This is a genomic window from Arthrobacter sp. 9E16 (assembly GCF_002929435.1).
Lineage (GTDB): Bacteria > Actinomycetota > Actinomycetes > Actinomycetales > Micrococcaceae > Arthrobacter_B > Arthrobacter_B sunyaminii.
The window spans coordinates 24,198-39,784 of the sequence record NZ_PJIU01000003.1; the positions used below are offsets into that span (position 1 = coordinate 24,198).

Below are 15,587 nucleotides of genomic sequence, written 5' to 3' on the forward strand. Positions count from 1 at the left end.
GGACCCGGAGCACCGCCCGCAGGGGGACGGCCGGCACTCCGGGAGTATTTAGGAGCCTATCCGGCCCAGGGAGTCTCCCCGGCCGACGGCGGTACCGGGTTCCAGGGTGGCGCGGGCGAAGGTGCCGGCACGGTGGGCACGGACGGTGGTTTCCATTTTCATCGCCTCCAGCACGGCAACCGGATCGCCCTCGGCCAGCTCGGCGCCGTCGTCCGCAAGCCATTTGACCAGATTGCCGGCCATTGGCGAGGCCAGGGACCCGTCGTCGGCCGCTGCCGCAGGATCCGTACCTTCACTGGTGCCGCCGCCGGAGCGCAGCGCGTTCAGCAGCGCCGCCGGCAGCCCGACAGCCACGGCACGGCCATCGACGTCGACGGTGATCGTCTCCCGTTCGGCTCCGGGGAGTGAGGCTGCGATTTCGGGGGATGCCGCCAGCGGTTCGGCGAACTCGGACTCGATCCAGGTGGTGTAAACGCCCAGCTGATCGTCGCGGGTGAACGCCTCGGAACGGACCACGGCCCGGTGGAACGGAATCACCGTGGGCAGCCCGCGGATCACCAGTTCATCGAGGGCCGCCCGGGCACGGCGCAGCGCCTGCGGCCGGTCCTCGCCCCAGACAATCAGCTTGGCCATCAGGGAGTCGTACTCGGCCGGGACCACGGACCCGGACCGGACGCCCGAATCCATCCGAATGCCGGGGCCGGTGGGCGGTTCGAAGGCCTCCACCGGGCCCGGGCCGGGCAGGAAGCCGCGGGCCGGGTCCTCGGCGTTGAGCCGGAACTCAAAGGCATGCCCGTGCGGCACCGGGTCCTCGGTGATGGACAGCGGCAGTCCGTCGGCAATGCGGAACTGCTCCCGGACCAGGTCCACACCGGTGGTTTCCTCGGTGACCGGATGCTCCACCTGCAGCCGGGTGTTGACCTCCAGGAAACTGATCAGGCCGTCCGGGGAGACCAGGTACTCCACGGTTCCGGCGCCGGTGTAACCGGCCTCGCGGCAAATGGCCTTGGCCGAGGCATGAATGGTGGCGCGCTGTTCATCGGTGAGGAACGGGGCGGGGGCTTCTTCCACGAGTTTTTGGTTGCGGCGCTGCAGCGAGCAGTCGCGGGTTCCAACAACGACGACGTTGCCGTGGGTGTCCGCCAGCACCTGCGCCTCCACATGCCGGGGGCGGTCCAGGAACCGTTCCGCGAAGCACTCGCCGCGGCCAAACGCCGAGACGGCCTCACGGACGGCGGATTCGAAGGCGTCCTCCACATCCTCCATCCGGCGGGCGATCTTCATACCGCGTCCGCCGCCGCCGAAAGCCGCCTTGATCGCCACCGGCAGGCCGTGCTCTTCGGCGAAGGCGCGGACCTGTTCGGCGCTTTCCGCCGGTCCCTCGGTACCCGGCACCAGCGGGGCTCCGGCGCGGACGGCGATTTCGCGGGCAGTGACCTTGTTGCCCAGATCCCGGATGGCCTGAGGTGAGGGGCCGATCCAGGTCAGTCCGGCGTCCAGCACGGCCTGGGCAAAGTCGGCGTTCTCGGAGAGGAAGCCATAGCCGGGGTGGACGGCGTCGGCGCCGGCCAGCTGCGCGGCCTGGATGAGTTTGGGAATGAACAGGTAGGTATCTGCGCCGGCTGAACCGTGGAGCGGAAACGCTTCATCGGCGAGCCGGACGTGGAGGGCATCGGCGTCGGGGTCCGAGTACACGGCAGCGGATGCAATGCCTGCGTCTGCGCAGGCGCGGGCCACGCGCACGGCAATCTCGCCGCGGTTGGCGATCAGGACCTTCTTCATGGGGTTCCTTCCGTAAACAGCCCGGCGGTTTCCTCTGCGGAGAGCGGAGCCAAGGTGTCGGCGTTAACAAAGACAAAACGGACGGGGTGCCCCGGCGGCAGCTGCGCGGCTACGGGGACGTCCTGGGGTACGACGGCGGCGATCACCGGGTAGCCGCCAGTTACCGGGTGGTCGGCGAGGAAGAGGACGGGAAGGCCCGACGGCGGGACCTGCAGCGAGCCGGCCACTACGCCTTCGCTGGGCAGTTCGCCGTCCCGGACCCGTTCCAGCGGCCGGGCGTCCGGGTCCTCCGGATCGGTTTCCAGGCGTACGCCGATCCGGTTGGACTCATTGGTGGTGTACCAGGTGTGGGCGGTCAGGGCTTCGGCGGCGTCGGGGCCGAACCAGTCCTGCCGGGGGCCGGCGGTGATGCGCAGCTCTGCGGGCGCGTTGCCGCTGCCGAGCAGACCGGGGCCGGTGCCGTCCGGCAGGGACGGCGGTTCGGGTGCGCCCACGGGGACAACCCCCACGGGGACAGCAGGGGAGGCGGCAGGCACCGCTCCCACCGGGAGGCGGACACCTGCGGTCAGCGCCGCCGGACCGATGCCGCTCATGGAATCGGTGCTGCGGCTGCCCAGGACGGGTTCCACCGCGACACCGCCCCGGACCGCCAGGTAGGAGCGGACCCCGCGGAACGGGGTGCCCAGAGTCAGGGTTTCGCCGTCGAGCAGTGCGAACGGCTTGTTCAGGGGAGCGGGCCGGTTGCGGGAGCCGTCCGGGGAGACGACGGCGGCGGGAATGTCGGCGCCCGCCAGGGCCAGGACTGCGTCACCGTCGGCGGTGAGTTCGAGGCCGCCGAAGAGGTTCTCGATCACCGCGGCTTCCGCCGGGTTGCCGACGAGCCGGTTGGCCTGCCGGGCGGACCGGACGTCGGCGGCGCCTGCGGCTGAAACGCCGAGGTCCGCGTAGCCGGGGCGGCCCAAATCCTGGATGAGGGACTGCAGGCCGGGGGAGCGGACTTCCAGGGCGGAGCCGCCGTGATGCTCCGTGCTGTCATTGTCGGCTGTGTCGGGCGTCGCAGCGGGCGCCGTCGTCGTGATCAGTTCACGGACGGCCTGGAAGATGACCTTGTCGCCGGGACGGATCAGGGCGGGATCCCTGCGGTTGAGGACCCACATGTCAGCGTTGGTGCGGCCGACCAGCTGCCAGCCGCCGGGGGATTCGCGCGGATAGACGGCCGAGTACTCGCCGGCCAGTGCCACCGAGCCGGCAGGCACCGCGGTGCGCGGGCTGTTGCGCCGCGGCACGTTCAGGACCGGGTCGCCGCCGGTGAGATAGGTGAATCCGGGCGCGAAGCCGCCGAAGCCGCCGAGCCAGGGACTGCCGGTGTGGGCCTTGACCACTGCCTCTTCGGAGAGGCCGGTGAGCCGGGCCACCTCGGCGAGGTCGGCGCCGTCGTACACCGTGTCTATGGTGACCGTGCGGGCTTCCGGAATTTCAGCGTGGGCGAGATCCAGAGACTGAAGGCGGGCCGCGGCAGCCGCGGTCTCACGGCGCCCGGCGAACCGGACCAGCACGGTGGTTGCGGCCGCGAGGACGTCGACCTGCCCGGGCAGCGGATCCGCCTTGAGCTGGGCATGCAGGGCGGTGACATCAGCGAGCGAGCCCAGTTCCACCAGCAGGGCGCGGGTGCCCGCCGGCCGGATGCCGATGACGGGCGAGGATGTCATACGAAGCTCTGGATGGTGACGCCGGCGTTTTCCAGTGCGGTCCGGACCGCCTTCGCCATGGCGACGGCGCCGGGAGTGTCGCCGTGGACGCAGATGGAGGCGGCAGCCATCGGGATGTCGGTCCCGTCCACCGCGGTGATGGTGCCTTCGGTGGCGAGGCGGACCATGTTGGCGGCAACCCGGTCCGTGTCGTGGATGACGGCGTTGTCCTCGCGCCGCGACACCAGGGTTCCGTCCGGGTTGTAGTTGCGGTCGGCAAAGGCTTCGGCAACGCCGCGCAGTCCGGCGCCGGCAGCCTTGTCCAGGGCAACGGCGCCGGGCAGCAGGAGCACGGGCAGGTCCTTGTCGAAGGCGCGGACGGCGTCAATGACTGCCTGCGCGTGGACCTCGTGGTGGACGATCGTGTTGTAGAGCGCGCCGTGCGGCTTCACGTATTTGATCTCTCCCCCGGCGGCCCGGGCCATGGCCTGCAGGGCGCCGAGCTGGTAGAGGACGTCGTTGAACAGTTCGGTGTAGGAGCAGTCCAGGAACCGGCGTCCGAACCCGGCCAGGTCCCGGTAGGCCACGTGCGCGCCGATGGTGACTCCGGCGGCGACGGCGTCGCGGCAGGTCTGCGCAATGGTGGACGGGTCTCCGGCGTGGAAGCCGCAGGCCACGTTGGCGCTGGAGACGGATTCGAAGATGGCGGCGTCGTCGCCCATCTTCCAATTGCCGAAGGACTCTCCGACGTCGCTGTTCAAATCAATGACCGGCATGCTGGCCTCCGTGCTTCTGCTGGGAGTTGATGTCCCTACAGTGTGCGCGATCACCTCAGATTGTTCAACAATTGTGAGTCATACTTCCCGGGATGGCTGCTCTCCCGGAACGGCGAAGTGCCGTCCCCGTTACACGCGGGACGGCACTTCGCGTCAGGATCCGGTAAGCGAATACTGCAAAGAAATTCGAAACGTAATTCTTCCGGACTTATTGTATGAATTGCTTTGCATGGGCTTTGATTTAGGAATTATGGACGGATATGGTGTCATTGCCTACCTGCAGCTGGACCCAGTATTCGGAGCTGCCGGCACCCTGGAACATTTGGTACGTCGACTGAATCTGTGCGACGGCAGGGCCGTTCCCATCCTCAGCGAGTTTAGACACTGTGTAGTTCGGACGGGTGCAGGTGCCAGCGGCACACTGCTGGGTCGTATTGCCAATATGCGTAATCGAGTCCGGTGCGCCGTTCACAATTTGGTAGCTCGCTACAAAGCCGATGTTAACGTTGACCCAGTTATGGCTGATCGTGCAATTGCTTGCGACAGCATAGCCGCTGCCCGTTGTGGTGGTGCAGCCACTGATGGTGGCGAGCGGCGTTGCCAGTCCATCTGGCAGAGCTTCAGGCATTTCGGCCGAACGGATGGTGATGGAGCCGTCCTCATAACGCTCAACCGAGACGCTTTCGCTGGTGTTTGACCAGTCTTCCACGCTCACGGGGGCACTGTCGGGGTTGCTGTTGTCCCAGGAGTCGCCACTTTCCAAGTCCTGGATCAGGACATCCTGAGTCCCCTCGGGGACGAGGTACTTATCAAATGTTGCGCGCATCTGTTGTTCATCCACTGAGGTAATCTGGCTGGTTTCAGCCGAGGCGGGTGCAGCCATTCCGAGGCTGCCGATTGCTACTGCGCCAGCAGCAATGAAAGTAGAAGTAGAAAACTTCTTCAGCGTATTCATGTCGTTCCCTTCATTGGCGTTGAATGAATCATTGCCCGGTGGGACTTTTGAAGTCTTACAGACATTGGCATCATTCGAAAGGGGAATGGCAACTTTTCGATAACGTTATGCTTCTGTGATTGTAATGTTATGCTTTCGTTATGTGCGAGCGAGCTGAATCGGTGTAATGCATCACATGATTTGAGGCGGTGCGATAAGTAGTCAGTTCCCTCGGCAACCGTGAAAGCTAGTCCATCCGCTCCAGGACGAACACCGGGATTTCACGGTCCGTTTTCGCCTGGTAATCCGCATACGGGGGATAGGCCGCCACGGCCCGTTCCCACCACAGCGCCTTTTCCTCTCCCGTAATTTCTCGGGCCCGCATGTCCCACTTCTGCGGGCCGTCCTGCAGTTCCACGTGCGGATTGGCCAGGAGGTTGAAGTACCAAACGGGATGTTTGGGTGCGCCGCCCTGGGAAGCGACGACGGCGTAGTCGCCGTCGTGCTCCACCCGCATCAGCGGCGTTTTCCGCAGCTTCCCCGACTTGGCGCCGACGGTGGTCAGGAGGACCACTGGCCGGCCGCCGAGGGTGGTGCCCTCGGTTCCGCCGGAACTTTCGATCAGCTCCGCCTGTTCGCGGGCTCGCTTGCTGGCACTGGGGGCATATTCACCGGTAAGAGGCATGGGAAACAGTCAACCCCTTAGCCGGGCCCAGGTCCAGCTCAGTCCAGTTCTCTGCGAAGCCTCCGTGGATTGACCGCTCCGGTTCGTCGACCCAGACTTTGGAATGGACACGGCCGCGAGAAATCCAGGAGGCGTGGGCGGCGATGACAACACCACTAAATGCCCTTCCCCAGGTCGGGGCCCCTGCAACCAGGGCGCTCGATGCTGCAGGATATTCATCGCTCCGGGGCCTGGCCGGGGTTCCGCGCAAGGAGCTGGCAGCTCTGCATGGTCTGGGGCCAAAGGCGCTGGACCTTATTGAGCGGGCCCTTGCCGAGCACGGACTCGAACTCGGCTGAGCTGTTGGCCGCCGCACCCGTGTTCGTTGTGCGACGATGTCGTTGCCCGGCGCGACCAGTTCCGCGGCTTACAACACATCACTCGGGGGAACGAATGCGGCTACACCATGTACAGGTCTCGATACCAGAAGGCGGGGAAGACCAGGCCCGCAGGTTTTACGGCGACGCCCTGGGGCTGACCGAAGTGCCGAAGCCTGCGTCCCTGGCCGGACGCGGCGGGTGCTGGTTCCGGGCCTTCGAAGGCGAAACCGTGGTCGCCGAAATCCATCTGGGAGTTGATGCGCCGTTTGTTCCCGCCAAGAAGGCCCACCCGGCACTGGTGATGGCTTCACCCGAGGAACTCGAAGTCCTCGGTGCCCGGATTGAGTCGGCGGGGTTCGAGGTGTCGTGGGAAGAACGGCACACCTTCGAGGGCTACGAACGGTTCCACTGCCGGGATCCGTTCACCAACCGGGTGGAAGTGCTTTCGCCGTTGGCGGGCTGAAGTCGACGACAGCGCCAACACGGATGAAGCCCGGGACGTTGGTCCCGGGCTTCATCTGCAAGGCGTTGGTGTGCTTTAAAGCGGCGCTTCTGGTTTAGCAGGGACGCCAGGATTTGCCACCGGGCGCGTAGCAGCGGGGGCCGGTGTATCCGGGCGGATTGCTCTGCGCCGGAGGCGGGTTGTAGGCCGGCGGCGGGTCATAAGCCGGCGCGGGAGGAACAGCTGCTGCCCGCCGGTCCGCATCGGCCTGGGCGGCGGCCGCGCGGCTGGCTTCGGCCTCAGCTGCGATCCGGTCCGTTTCGGCCTGGGCGGCAGCAACACGCTCAGCCTCCGCTTGGGCGGCCACCCGCTCGGCTTCTGCCTTCGCCTCGGCAGCCTTGCGGATCACTTCGTCCTCGGCTGCCTGACGTTCCGACTGCAGGGTTGTCAGTTCGCCGTGGCGTTCGTACACCGTGCTCCGTGCGGCGGAGACCCGTGCCTGTAATTCGGTCCGCTGTGCTGATGAGAGCGCGGTCCAGATGATCGATTTTCCGGCCTTGGCGCCGGACTCGAAGGCATCGAAACCCTCGTCAACGGTTTTGACCAGTGCGTACACGGCGGCGGCAGCAGCGGCAGCGGATGCCGCCGTCGAACCCGCTCCCTCCTCGGCGGCCTGAGCCGCGGTGCCTTCAAGAGCCGCGACCATTGCCGGAATGGTGCACTCAACATCCTCGGCGAAGAGCCCGGCCTGCTGCTCCTGCGCTTCCTGATACGCCTCGTCCACCGGCGGACGGAACTTGGCATTCGGGTCGTACGTCACCGGTACGCCCAGCCCGCGGCGGGCAACTTCGGCGTTGATGAGGAGACCCTCGTCGTCGTACACGGCGGCCAGGGTGCGACCGTAACGGTCCTCGCGCTCGACGTCGAACGCGAGTGTCACCGTGCTGCCTTGCGGCAGAGCCTCGGTCAGGAAATCGGTCGCCTCGGGACCCAGGCATTCCACCGGCTTGTTGGGGTCTTTGGTTTCCGGGGTGTCCACGTTCAGCAGACGGACGGTCAGTTCCTGATCGTCGAAGTCCACTACGAGGGTGTCCCCGTCGATAACCCGGATGACAGTGCCTTCGTCGGCATTGCCCGTGGACGCGACGGCGATGGTGGTACCGGCGACCAGCACGGCCGCGGCGCCTGCGAGAACCTTCGTACGGCCGATCATCGAAGGTACTTTTCGAGAGAAGGGAAACGGTCCCAAACGGACGGTTTCCTGGCTGCCGGAAGACCCGGACTTGGAAACGCGGAGGAGTGGTCTCCGCGGATGGCGTGTTGCAAGGTTTTCCCCAACTATTGAATTGTCTCTTTGAGATTACTGGTCAGCGGTGACAATGGCGAAACAGCACATTCTGGCTGCTTTGCGCAGGGGTGCAGACCGTGGCTGCGGACCTGAAAGAATGGAGAATCCGGCAGGCGGCGTGCTAGCCGGACATCAGGTACCAACACAGTCTCACGCCCTGGAATGGAGCTTCACCACATGTCATCCGATTCAACTACCGCCCAGATCTTCGGTGTTTCACCGGAGAGCCGTGTCACGGTCTACGGCGCGCAGGACCGTCCGGAGGTCGCCCCGTTCTTGCCCGCCCAGGCGTACTTGGCCGAATCCGGTTCGCGGAACCCTGCCGACGTCGTCGTGCTGTTTGCGGGCACCGCAGCTGATCTGGCGCATGACCTGTCCGGTGCCGCGGCTGCCGTGGAACCCGGCGGCGTGCTGTGGGTCTGCTATCCCTCGGCCGCGGCGGAAAATGGGGAGCGCGACCTCAACCGGGACACCGTAGCTTCCCTGCTGGCGGACAACGGCTGGGAACCGCTGGCTGATGCCGCAGTGGGCGAGCAGTGGTCCGCAGTGCGAGGGCAGCCCACGGCGAAGTAGGTGACCCAAAACGGGGACTAAATCACGCCCTTTCCGGGGAAGCGTGCCCTGAGGCTCGCTTCCCCGGAAACTCGGGTTACGGACGCCGGCTAAGCGAAATTGATTCCGCCGTCCATCAGTACTCCGGTCATGTGATCCGAATCAGGGCCGGAAAGGAACGACACCAGCTTGGCAACGTCCTCCGGGACGGAGACCCGCCCGGCAAGGATGCTGTCCATCTGGCGCTCCAGAGCGCTGCCGCGGGGAGTGCCCTCGAGCGTGGCGAGGCGCTCGTCGATGAGGTCCCACATTCTGCAGAGCAACCGCCGAAAAGCATGTGCTGCACCGGGTTTCGACGACCATCATCGGACAAGCGGTGGGGCGGCTGCGGTTTACTACTCCAGCCGCGGCAAGCAGGATGTTGCGTTCGCATAAACATTCCAAAATCCCTTGTCCAGATGCGGTCGGAGTGGAATTGTTGGCTCAGCCCGCAAACAGGTGACGGTTGCTTTGGTCACGGGGCGCTACAGCGTTGTATCCGTCCGATCCAGTCCTGCGGCACATGAGGGGGCCTTCCGCCGTTTCCCGCGGCGCCATGCCAACCCCGCGGGACCGGATCCTTTTTCAAAGGCTCAACAATGACTCGAATGAAGCACCTTTCGACCCTCTTTCTAGCCATCGGACTGGCAGCCGGCATGTCTGCCTGCGCTCCGGCCGGATCCAACAATGCCTCGGAAGACGGGGATGCCACCGAATGCAACGTGGGGATCTCCATGCCCACGCGCAGCCTGGAACGCTGGATCAACGACGGCGAGGGGCTGGAGGAAAAACTCAAAGCCAGGGGCTGCACCGTTGACCTGCAGTACGCAGAAGACAAGACCGATCAGCAGATCAGCCAGATCCAGAACCAGGTGGCCGGCGGCGCCAAGATCCTCGTGGTGGCGGCCATCGACGGCAAGACCCTCGGCCCGACCCTGGAAAGTGCCAAGGACCAGGACGTCACCGTCATCGCCTATGACCGCCTGATCAACGGCACCGACGCCGTGGACTACTACGCCACCTTCGACAATTACCAGGTGGGCCAGCTGCAGGGCGAGTTCATCGAGGAAGAACTGGGCCTGGCCAACGGCGAGGGCCCGTACAACCTGGAGCCCTTCGCCGGCAGCCCGGATGACAACAACGCCTCCTTCTTCTTCTCCGGCGCCTGGGACGTGCTGCTGCCCTACGTGGAAAGCGGCCAGCTGGTGGTGCCCTCGGGCAAGTCGCCGGCGGACAACGCCGGCTGGACCTCCATCGGCATCCTGGGCTGGAAGTCAGCGGACGCCCAGTCGGAAATGGACAACCGCCTGCAGTCCTTCTACACCGGCGGTGACAAGGTCGACGTCGTGCTCTCGCCCAATGACAGCCTGGCGCTGGGCATCGAATCCTCGCTCCTGGCCGCCGGCTACACGCCCGGCACCGACTGGCCGCTGATCACGGGACAGGACGCCGACGCCGCCAACATCAAGGCGCTGCTCAACGACCAGCAGGCCATGACCGTCTGGAAGGACACCCGTGAACTGGGAGCCCAGGTGGACACCATGATCGCCTCCCTCGTGGCCGGAGAGGATCCGGAAGTGAACGACACCGAGACCTACGACAACGAGGTGAAGGTGGTTCCCACCTACATCCTGGAGCCGCAGGTAGTGGTCAAGGATGACGTGCAGGGAACGCTGGTGGACTCCGGCTTTGTCTCTGCGGATGAGGTTGGGCTCTAAACAGCCCCGGTCATTGACCGGGAGCGGGCGCGGCCGGTCCGCGTCCCGCTCCCGGTTCTCCACTTCTGCAGCGAAATGAGAACGGCATGAATGACGTCATCCTCTCCATGGACGGCATTGTGAAGGAGTTCAACGGCATCAAAGCGCTCGACGGCGTTTCGGTGGACATTGAGCGCGGCGGGGTGCACGCCATCTGCGGCGAAAACGGCGCCGGCAAGTCCACCCTCATGAAGGTGCTCAGCGGCGTGTATCCGCACGGCAGTTTCGAGGGCACCATCACGCTGGAGGACTCGCCGGTGTCCTATTCAACGATCAATGACAGCGAGCGGGACGGGATCGTGATCATCCACCAGGAGCTGGCGCTCAGCCCGTTCCTGTCCATTGCGGAAAACATCTTCCTGGGCAACGAAGTCTCCCGCGGCGGCGTGATCGACTGGAACCAAACCAACCTGCAGGCCGCGGCTCTGCTGGAGCGCGTGGGGCTGGACGAAAGCCCCGCCACCAAAATCCTCGAGCTCGGCGTGGGCAAGCAGCAGCTGGTGGAAATCGCCAAGGCCCTGTCCAAGGAAGTGAAAATCCTGATCCTGGATGAGCCGACGGCGGCGCTGAACGACGGCGACTCCGCGCACCTGCTGGGACTCATTAACCAGCTCCGCGAACAGGGCATCACCTCGATCATCATTTCCCACAAGCTCAACGAGATCCGGGCCATTGCGGACATCGTCACGGTCATCCGCGACGGACAAACCATCGACACGTTTCCGGTCGAGGACACCGACGAGATTGAAACCCGCATCATCCGGGCCATGGTGGGCCGTCCGCTGGACAGCCAGTTTCCGGACCGGGAGCCGGACATCGGCGCGGAGAAATTCCGGGTCGAGGACTGGACGGTGCACCACCCCGTGGACACGGACCGCGTCGTCGTCGAATCCGCCTCCTTCAACGTCCACGCCGGAGAAATTGTGGGCTTTGCCGGGCTGATGGGCGCCGGCCGCACCGAACTGGTGATGAGCATTTTCGGCCGTTCCTGGGGTTCCGGAATTTCCGGCCGCGTGTATAAGGACGGAACCGAAATACAGACCCGCACGGTGGGGGAGGCCATCCGCAACGGCCTGGCGTACGTCAGCGAGGACCGCAAACGGTACGGGCTGAACCTCATCGGCAGCGTCACCGTCAACGTGTCCGCCGCGGCGCTGCGCAAGCTGGCAAAGCTGGGGATCATCGACCGCAACCGCGAGTACGGGGTGGCCGATGATTACCGCCAGCGGATGAACATCAAGACACCGAATGTTTCCTCCCTGGTGGGGAACCTGTCCGGCGGAAACCAGCAGAAAGTCGTGCTCAGCAAGTGGATCTATTCCGGTCCCGACGTGCTGATCCTCGACGAGCCGACACGTGGGATCGACGTCGGCGCCAAGTTTGAAATCTACGGAATCATCAACGAGATGGCGGCACAGGGCAAAGCCGTCATTGTGATTTCCAGCGAGCTGCCCGAGCTGATCGGGCTTGCCGACCGCATCTACACGATCGCCGAAGGCAGGCTCACCGCCGAGGTGCCCCGCGCCGAAGCCACCCAGGAAGAACTGATGCGCCACATGACCGCCGCCCGGAACCAAGGAGCACAAGCCTCGTGACCACCACTACTCCAGAACAGGCGAAGGCCCCGCTCCCGCCGAACCCCAAGACCTCGAAGCGGCGGATCCGGGTGGACCTGCGGCAGTACGGGATCCTCGCCGCGCTCGTCGTCATCATTGTGCTGTTCCAGATCCTCACCGAGGGACGGCTGCTCTATCCCGGCAACGTGTCCAATCTGATCCAGCAGAACGCGTATGTGCTGATCCTGGCCATCGGCATGGTCATGGTGATCATTGCCGGGCACATCGATCTTTCCGTCGGATCTGTGGTGGCCGTGGTTGGCGGCGTGGCGGCGCTGTCCATGAACGACTGGGGCCTGCCCTGGTGGGGCGCGGTTGTCCTGGCCCTCGCCGTCGGCGCCCTGATCGGAGCCTGGCAGGGTTTCTGGGTGGCGTTTGTGGGGATACCGGCTTTTATTGTGACCCTGGCCGGAATGCTGATCTTCCGCGGCGTGGCCCTGGTGCTGCTGTCCGGCGGAACCGTCAGCGGCCTGCCGCGCCCGTATATCGCGATCGGCTCCGGCACCCTTCCCACCACCGGAACCCCGGACCTGATCACGCTGGGCATCGGCGCGGTGGCGTCCATTGCGGTGATTGCGCAGCAGCTCAAGAGCCGCCGGGATCTGCAGCGGCTCGGACTGCCCCGCGAGCAGGCCGCGTCCTTTTGGTTCAAGATCGGCGTGGCCGTGGTGGCCATCATGTACCTGTGCTATCTGCTGGCCTACAACCGCGGCACACCGATCATCCTGATCATCCTGGCCGTGCTGGTGCTGGCGTACTCCTTCCTGCTGACCCGCACCGTGTTTGGCCGGCACATCTACGCCATGGGCGGGAACCTGAATGCGGCCATGATGTCCGGCGTGAAGACACAGTGGGTGAACTTCTTCATCTTCGTGAACATGGGTTTCCTGGCCGGGCTGGCCGGCGTGGTGAGCACCGCGCGGGCCGGGGGAGCGGTGGCCTCGGCCGGCGGCGGCTACGAGCTGGACGCCATTGCCGCCGTGTTCATCGGCGGTGCCTCTGTGCAGGGCGGCGTGGGCACCGTGATCGGCGCGGTGATCGGCGGCCTGGTCATGGGCGTGCTGAACCAGGGCCTGTCCATCCTGTCCGTGGACGCCGCGTGGCAGCAGATCATCAAGGGCCTGGTGCTGCTGCTGGCGGTGGCGTTCGGGTTCAGCCGGCGGAAGAGTGCGCGCTAGGCGCCGCAGCTTCAGAACGACGGCGGCGGCCGGGGTTCAGTACTCGTAGAACCCGGCGCCGGACTTGCGGCCGAGCTTCCGTTCTGCCACAAGTCCGGCCACCGCTGCGTTGGGTGCGTCCGCCGGGTCCCCGGTCTCGGCGTAAACGGCCCGGGCCATGAAGTCGATGACGTCCAGACCCACCATGTCCATCAGCTGGAAGGGGCCCATGGGATGCCCGAGGGCTGAGCGGGCTGTGGTGTCGATGTCCTCGATGCTGGCGATCCCGGCCTCTGCGAGGGCCAGCGCCTCACGCTGCAGCGCCACCATCAGGCGATTGGCGATAAACCCGGGAATTTCGCGGTGGATGAGCACCGGTTCTTTTCCGAGCCGGCGGGCCACTTCCAGCGTCGTCTCGACGGTGGCATCGGACGTTTTCGCGTGCCGGACAATTTCCACGCATTTCATGACGAGCGCGGGGTTGAAGAAATGCATGTTGCACACCTGCTCCGGCCGGCGCGAGACCTCGGCAACCTTCGAGGAGCCCAGCGTTGAGGAATTGGTGGCCAGCACCGCATGCGCCGGTGCAGCACGGCCAAGGCGTTCGAAGATTCCGAGCTTGAGGTCCAATCGTTCGGTTGCCGCTTCAATCACAAAATCCGCCCCGGCAGCGCAGGTCTCCAGATCGGTGCTGAAGGACAGCCGGCCAAGTGCCTTCCCGGCGTCCTCGCGGTCGAGCTTGCCCTTGGCCACCCGTCCGGCCGCCCAGCCGCTGAGGTCCGCCTCGGCTGCTTCAAGCATGGCAGGGCTGATGTCATGCAGCGTTGCCGTATATCCGGCAAGCGCGGCGCTCATGGCGATCTGGCGTCCCATGGTCCCGGCGCCGATCACGAGAATGTTCCGGATTGATCCGGGTATTTGCTGTTTCATCCGGGGATTCCGCCCGTCAGATAAACGGTGGTGGTGTGGGTGAAAAACTCTTTGGCGGCGCCGCCCTGCTCCTTGGGGCCGAAGCCGGACTTCTTGGCGCCGCCAAAGGGCACATGGGGATCGGCGCCGGCCGACTCGGAATTCACGTGCAGGATGCCGACATCCAAATCATCCACGGCGGAGAGGACCCGGGTGATGTCCTGGGTGAACAAAGCACAAGACAGGCCGAAATCGCTCTCATTGGCAAGGCGGAAGGCCTCTTGGGCGTCAGCTGCCCGGCGGACCGTGAGCACCGGGCCGAAGAACTCGTCCCGCCACGCGGTGTTGGCCGCGGAAGCCGGTCCTTCGGGCACTTCCAGCACAGTCGGGGCCAGGAAGCTGTCCCCGGCAGGCATCGCCGCGCCGTCATCCCGACCGGCCTCCGCACCGCCGTACACGAGTTGGGCGCCCTGGCTTAGCGCTGCGCGGATGCCGGTGCGGATGCCCTCCGCGGCAGAGCCGGAAACCAGCGGACCCATTTGGACGGCCGGGTCGGCGGGGTCTCCCACCCGCCAGTCCTTGAGCCGGGCGAGGAGCCGTCTGAGAAACTCGTCGGCAATCGGTTCAGCCAGAATCAGCCGGGACGTTGCAGTGCACTTCTGTCCGGTGGAGCGGAACGCGCCAAAGAGCACCTGCTCCACGGCCAGGTCAAGATCGGCGTCGGCCAGTACGATCGCTGCGTTCTTGCCGCCCATCTCGGCCTGGACCGGAACTCCGCGGGCTGCGGCTTTGCTGGACAGCTCACGTCCGACGCCGGTGGACCCGGTGAAGGTCAGCCCGTCCAGGTCCGGGTGCTCCACGAGGCAGCTGCCCAGGGCGCCGGGACCGATCAGCAAATTCAGTACTCCGTCCGGCAGGCCTGCGCCCTGCAGCGCCTCGGCCAAACGCGTGGCCAGCAGCGGCACGGTGGACGCGGGCTTCCACACCACGGTGTTGCCGAAAACGAGGGCCGGCGCGATCTTCCAGGCCGGAATGGCGATGGGAAAGTTGAAGGGTGTGACAACGCCAATGACCCCGAGCGGTTTTCGGGTGACCAGGATCCGCTCTCCACGGCGGGGCGAGGAAAAGACTTCCCCGGCGGGCCGGTCCCCTTCATTGCCGAAATATCGCAGGATCTGGGCTGCGCGCGACACTTCGCCAATGCCTTCAGCGAGGGTCTTTCCTTCCTCGCGGGCCAGCTCGAGACCCCAGTCCCTGGCATTGGCATCGATGCAGGCCGCGGCGCGCAGCAGCACGGCTCCGCGCTCATGCATGGGCGTCTGCGCCCAGGCGCGGGCAGCACCGCGTGCTGCCGCCATCGCGCGGTCGACGTCGTCGGCGGTGGCCTGGGCACCGGCCGCCACCACTTCGCCGTCGCGGACCGGATTGGTGGAGGACAGCAGGGGGCCTGTGCCCTCTTCCCAGTGCCCGCCAATAAACTGGCGAAGAGCAACGGTGCGGGCAGGTGCAGCAGCGGGCGCTTGTGTCATGTCCATGGTCGGTG

At 65.5% G+C, this 15,587-nt stretch carries 15 protein-coding genes; 6 read left to right on the top strand and 9 right to left on the bottom strand.

The genetic code is table 11. From position 1 onward, the window contains the following. Positions 1–48: 48 nt before the first annotated feature. From CXR00_RS12550 to CXR00_RS12570, 5 genes are all read right to left on the bottom strand, one after another. On the bottom strand, positions 49–1,782 hold the full coding sequence (locus CXR00_RS12550) for a biotin carboxylase N-terminal domain-containing protein (RefSeq protein WP_104054912.1): 1,734 nt from the start codon (positions 1,780–1,782) through the stop codon (positions 49–51). Continuing rightward, positions 1,779–3,491, bottom strand: coding sequence for a carboxyltransferase domain-containing protein (locus CXR00_RS12555; RefSeq protein WP_104054913.1), 1,713 nt, complete (start codon positions 3,489–3,491; stop codon positions 1,779–1,781). Before CXR00_RS12555 ends, CXR00_RS12550 begins: the two co-directional genes overlap by 4 nt. Further along, entirely contained in the window at positions 3,488–4,246 is a 759-nt protein-coding gene (locus CXR00_RS12560) for a LamB/YcsF family protein (RefSeq protein ID WP_104054914.1), read from the bottom strand. The genes CXR00_RS12555 and CXR00_RS12560 overlap by 4 nt, the downstream gene beginning before the upstream one ends. 241 nt (positions 4,247–4,487) lie before the next feature. Continuing rightward, positions 4,488–5,201: a hypothetical protein gene (locus tag CXR00_RS12565; protein ID WP_104054915.1), complete on the bottom strand. Its 714-nt coding sequence runs from the start codon at positions 5,199–5,201 to the stop codon at positions 4,488–4,490. Between the two features lie 226 nt (positions 5,202–5,427). Next, the gene (locus CXR00_RS12570; RefSeq protein WP_104054916.1) at positions 5,428–5,865 is read right to left on the bottom strand and encodes a nitroreductase family deazaflavin-dependent oxidoreductase; all 438 of its coding nucleotides are present in this window, start codon (positions 5,863–5,865) and stop codon (positions 5,428–5,430) included. A 143-nt stretch (positions 5,866–6,008) separates the two neighbouring features. On the opposite strand from CXR00_RS12570, the gene CXR00_RS12575 reads away from it, so the two are divergent. Both CXR00_RS12575 and CXR00_RS12580 read left to right on the top strand, forming a co-directional pair. Further along, complete coding sequence (locus CXR00_RS12575; RefSeq protein ID WP_104054917.1) at positions 6,009–6,203, top strand: DNA-binding protein; 195 nt, start codon at positions 6,009–6,011, stop codon at positions 6,201–6,203. A 94-nt stretch (positions 6,204–6,297) separates the two neighbouring features. Then, complete coding sequence (locus tag CXR00_RS12580) at positions 6,298–6,687, top strand: VOC family protein (protein ID WP_104054918.1); 390 nt, start codon at positions 6,298–6,300, stop codon at positions 6,685–6,687. A gap of 94 nt (positions 6,688–6,781) precedes the next feature. Here the strand turns inward: CXR00_RS12580 and CXR00_RS12585 are convergent, their stop codons facing one another. Beyond that, entirely contained in the window at positions 6,782–7,879 is a 1,098-nt protein-coding gene (locus CXR00_RS12585) for a thermonuclease family protein (protein WP_104054919.1), read from the bottom strand. 312 nt (positions 7,880–8,191) lie between these two features. On the opposite strand from CXR00_RS12585, the gene CXR00_RS12590 reads away from it, so the two are divergent. Beyond that, positions 8,192–8,587, top strand: coding sequence for a hypothetical protein (locus CXR00_RS12590; protein ID WP_104054920.1), 396 nt, complete (start codon positions 8,192–8,194; stop codon positions 8,585–8,587). An 89-nt stretch (positions 8,588–8,676) separates the two neighbouring features. Here the strand turns inward: CXR00_RS12590 and CXR00_RS12595 are convergent, their stop codons facing one another. Then, entirely contained in the window at positions 8,677–8,877 is a 201-nt protein-coding gene (locus tag CXR00_RS12595; protein WP_104054921.1) for a hypothetical protein, read from the bottom strand. A gap of 336 nt (positions 8,878–9,213) precedes the next feature. Between CXR00_RS12595 and chvE the strand changes: the two genes are divergently transcribed. The 3 genes from chvE to mmsB all read left to right on the top strand — a co-directional run bounded on the left by chvE (position 9,214) and on the right by mmsB (position 13,156). Then, the gene (gene chvE, locus CXR00_RS12600) at positions 9,214–10,323 is read left to right on the top strand and encodes a multiple monosaccharide ABC transporter substrate-binding protein (protein ID WP_181032552.1); all 1,110 of its coding nucleotides are present in this window, start codon (positions 9,214–9,216) and stop codon (positions 10,321–10,323) included. An 86-nt stretch (positions 10,324–10,409) separates the two neighbouring features. After that, on the top strand, positions 10,410–11,957 hold the full coding sequence (mmsA, locus tag CXR00_RS12605; RefSeq protein ID WP_104054923.1) for a multiple monosaccharide ABC transporter ATP-binding protein: 1,548 nt from the start codon (positions 10,410–10,412) through the stop codon (positions 11,955–11,957). A gap of 65 nt (positions 11,958–12,022) precedes the next feature. Further along, positions 12,023–13,156, top strand: coding sequence for a multiple monosaccharide ABC transporter permease (gene mmsB, locus CXR00_RS12610; protein ID WP_258060531.1), 1,134 nt, complete (start codon positions 12,023–12,025; stop codon positions 13,154–13,156). 36 nt (positions 13,157–13,192) lie between these two features. Here mmsB and CXR00_RS12615 read toward each other — a convergent pair whose 3' ends face one another. Continuing rightward, a complete protein-coding gene (locus tag CXR00_RS12615) occupies positions 13,193–14,065 on the bottom strand; it encodes a 3-hydroxyacyl-CoA dehydrogenase family protein (protein ID WP_104054925.1) in 873 nt (290 codons plus the stop codon). Beyond that, positions 14,062–15,579 (bottom strand): aldehyde dehydrogenase family protein, encoded by a 1,518-nt coding sequence (locus tag CXR00_RS12620; RefSeq protein WP_258060439.1) that lies wholly within the window; start codon positions 15,577–15,579, stop codon positions 14,062–14,064. Before CXR00_RS12620 ends, CXR00_RS12615 begins: the two co-directional genes overlap by 4 nt. Between the last annotated feature and the right edge of the window lie 8 nt (positions 15,580–15,587).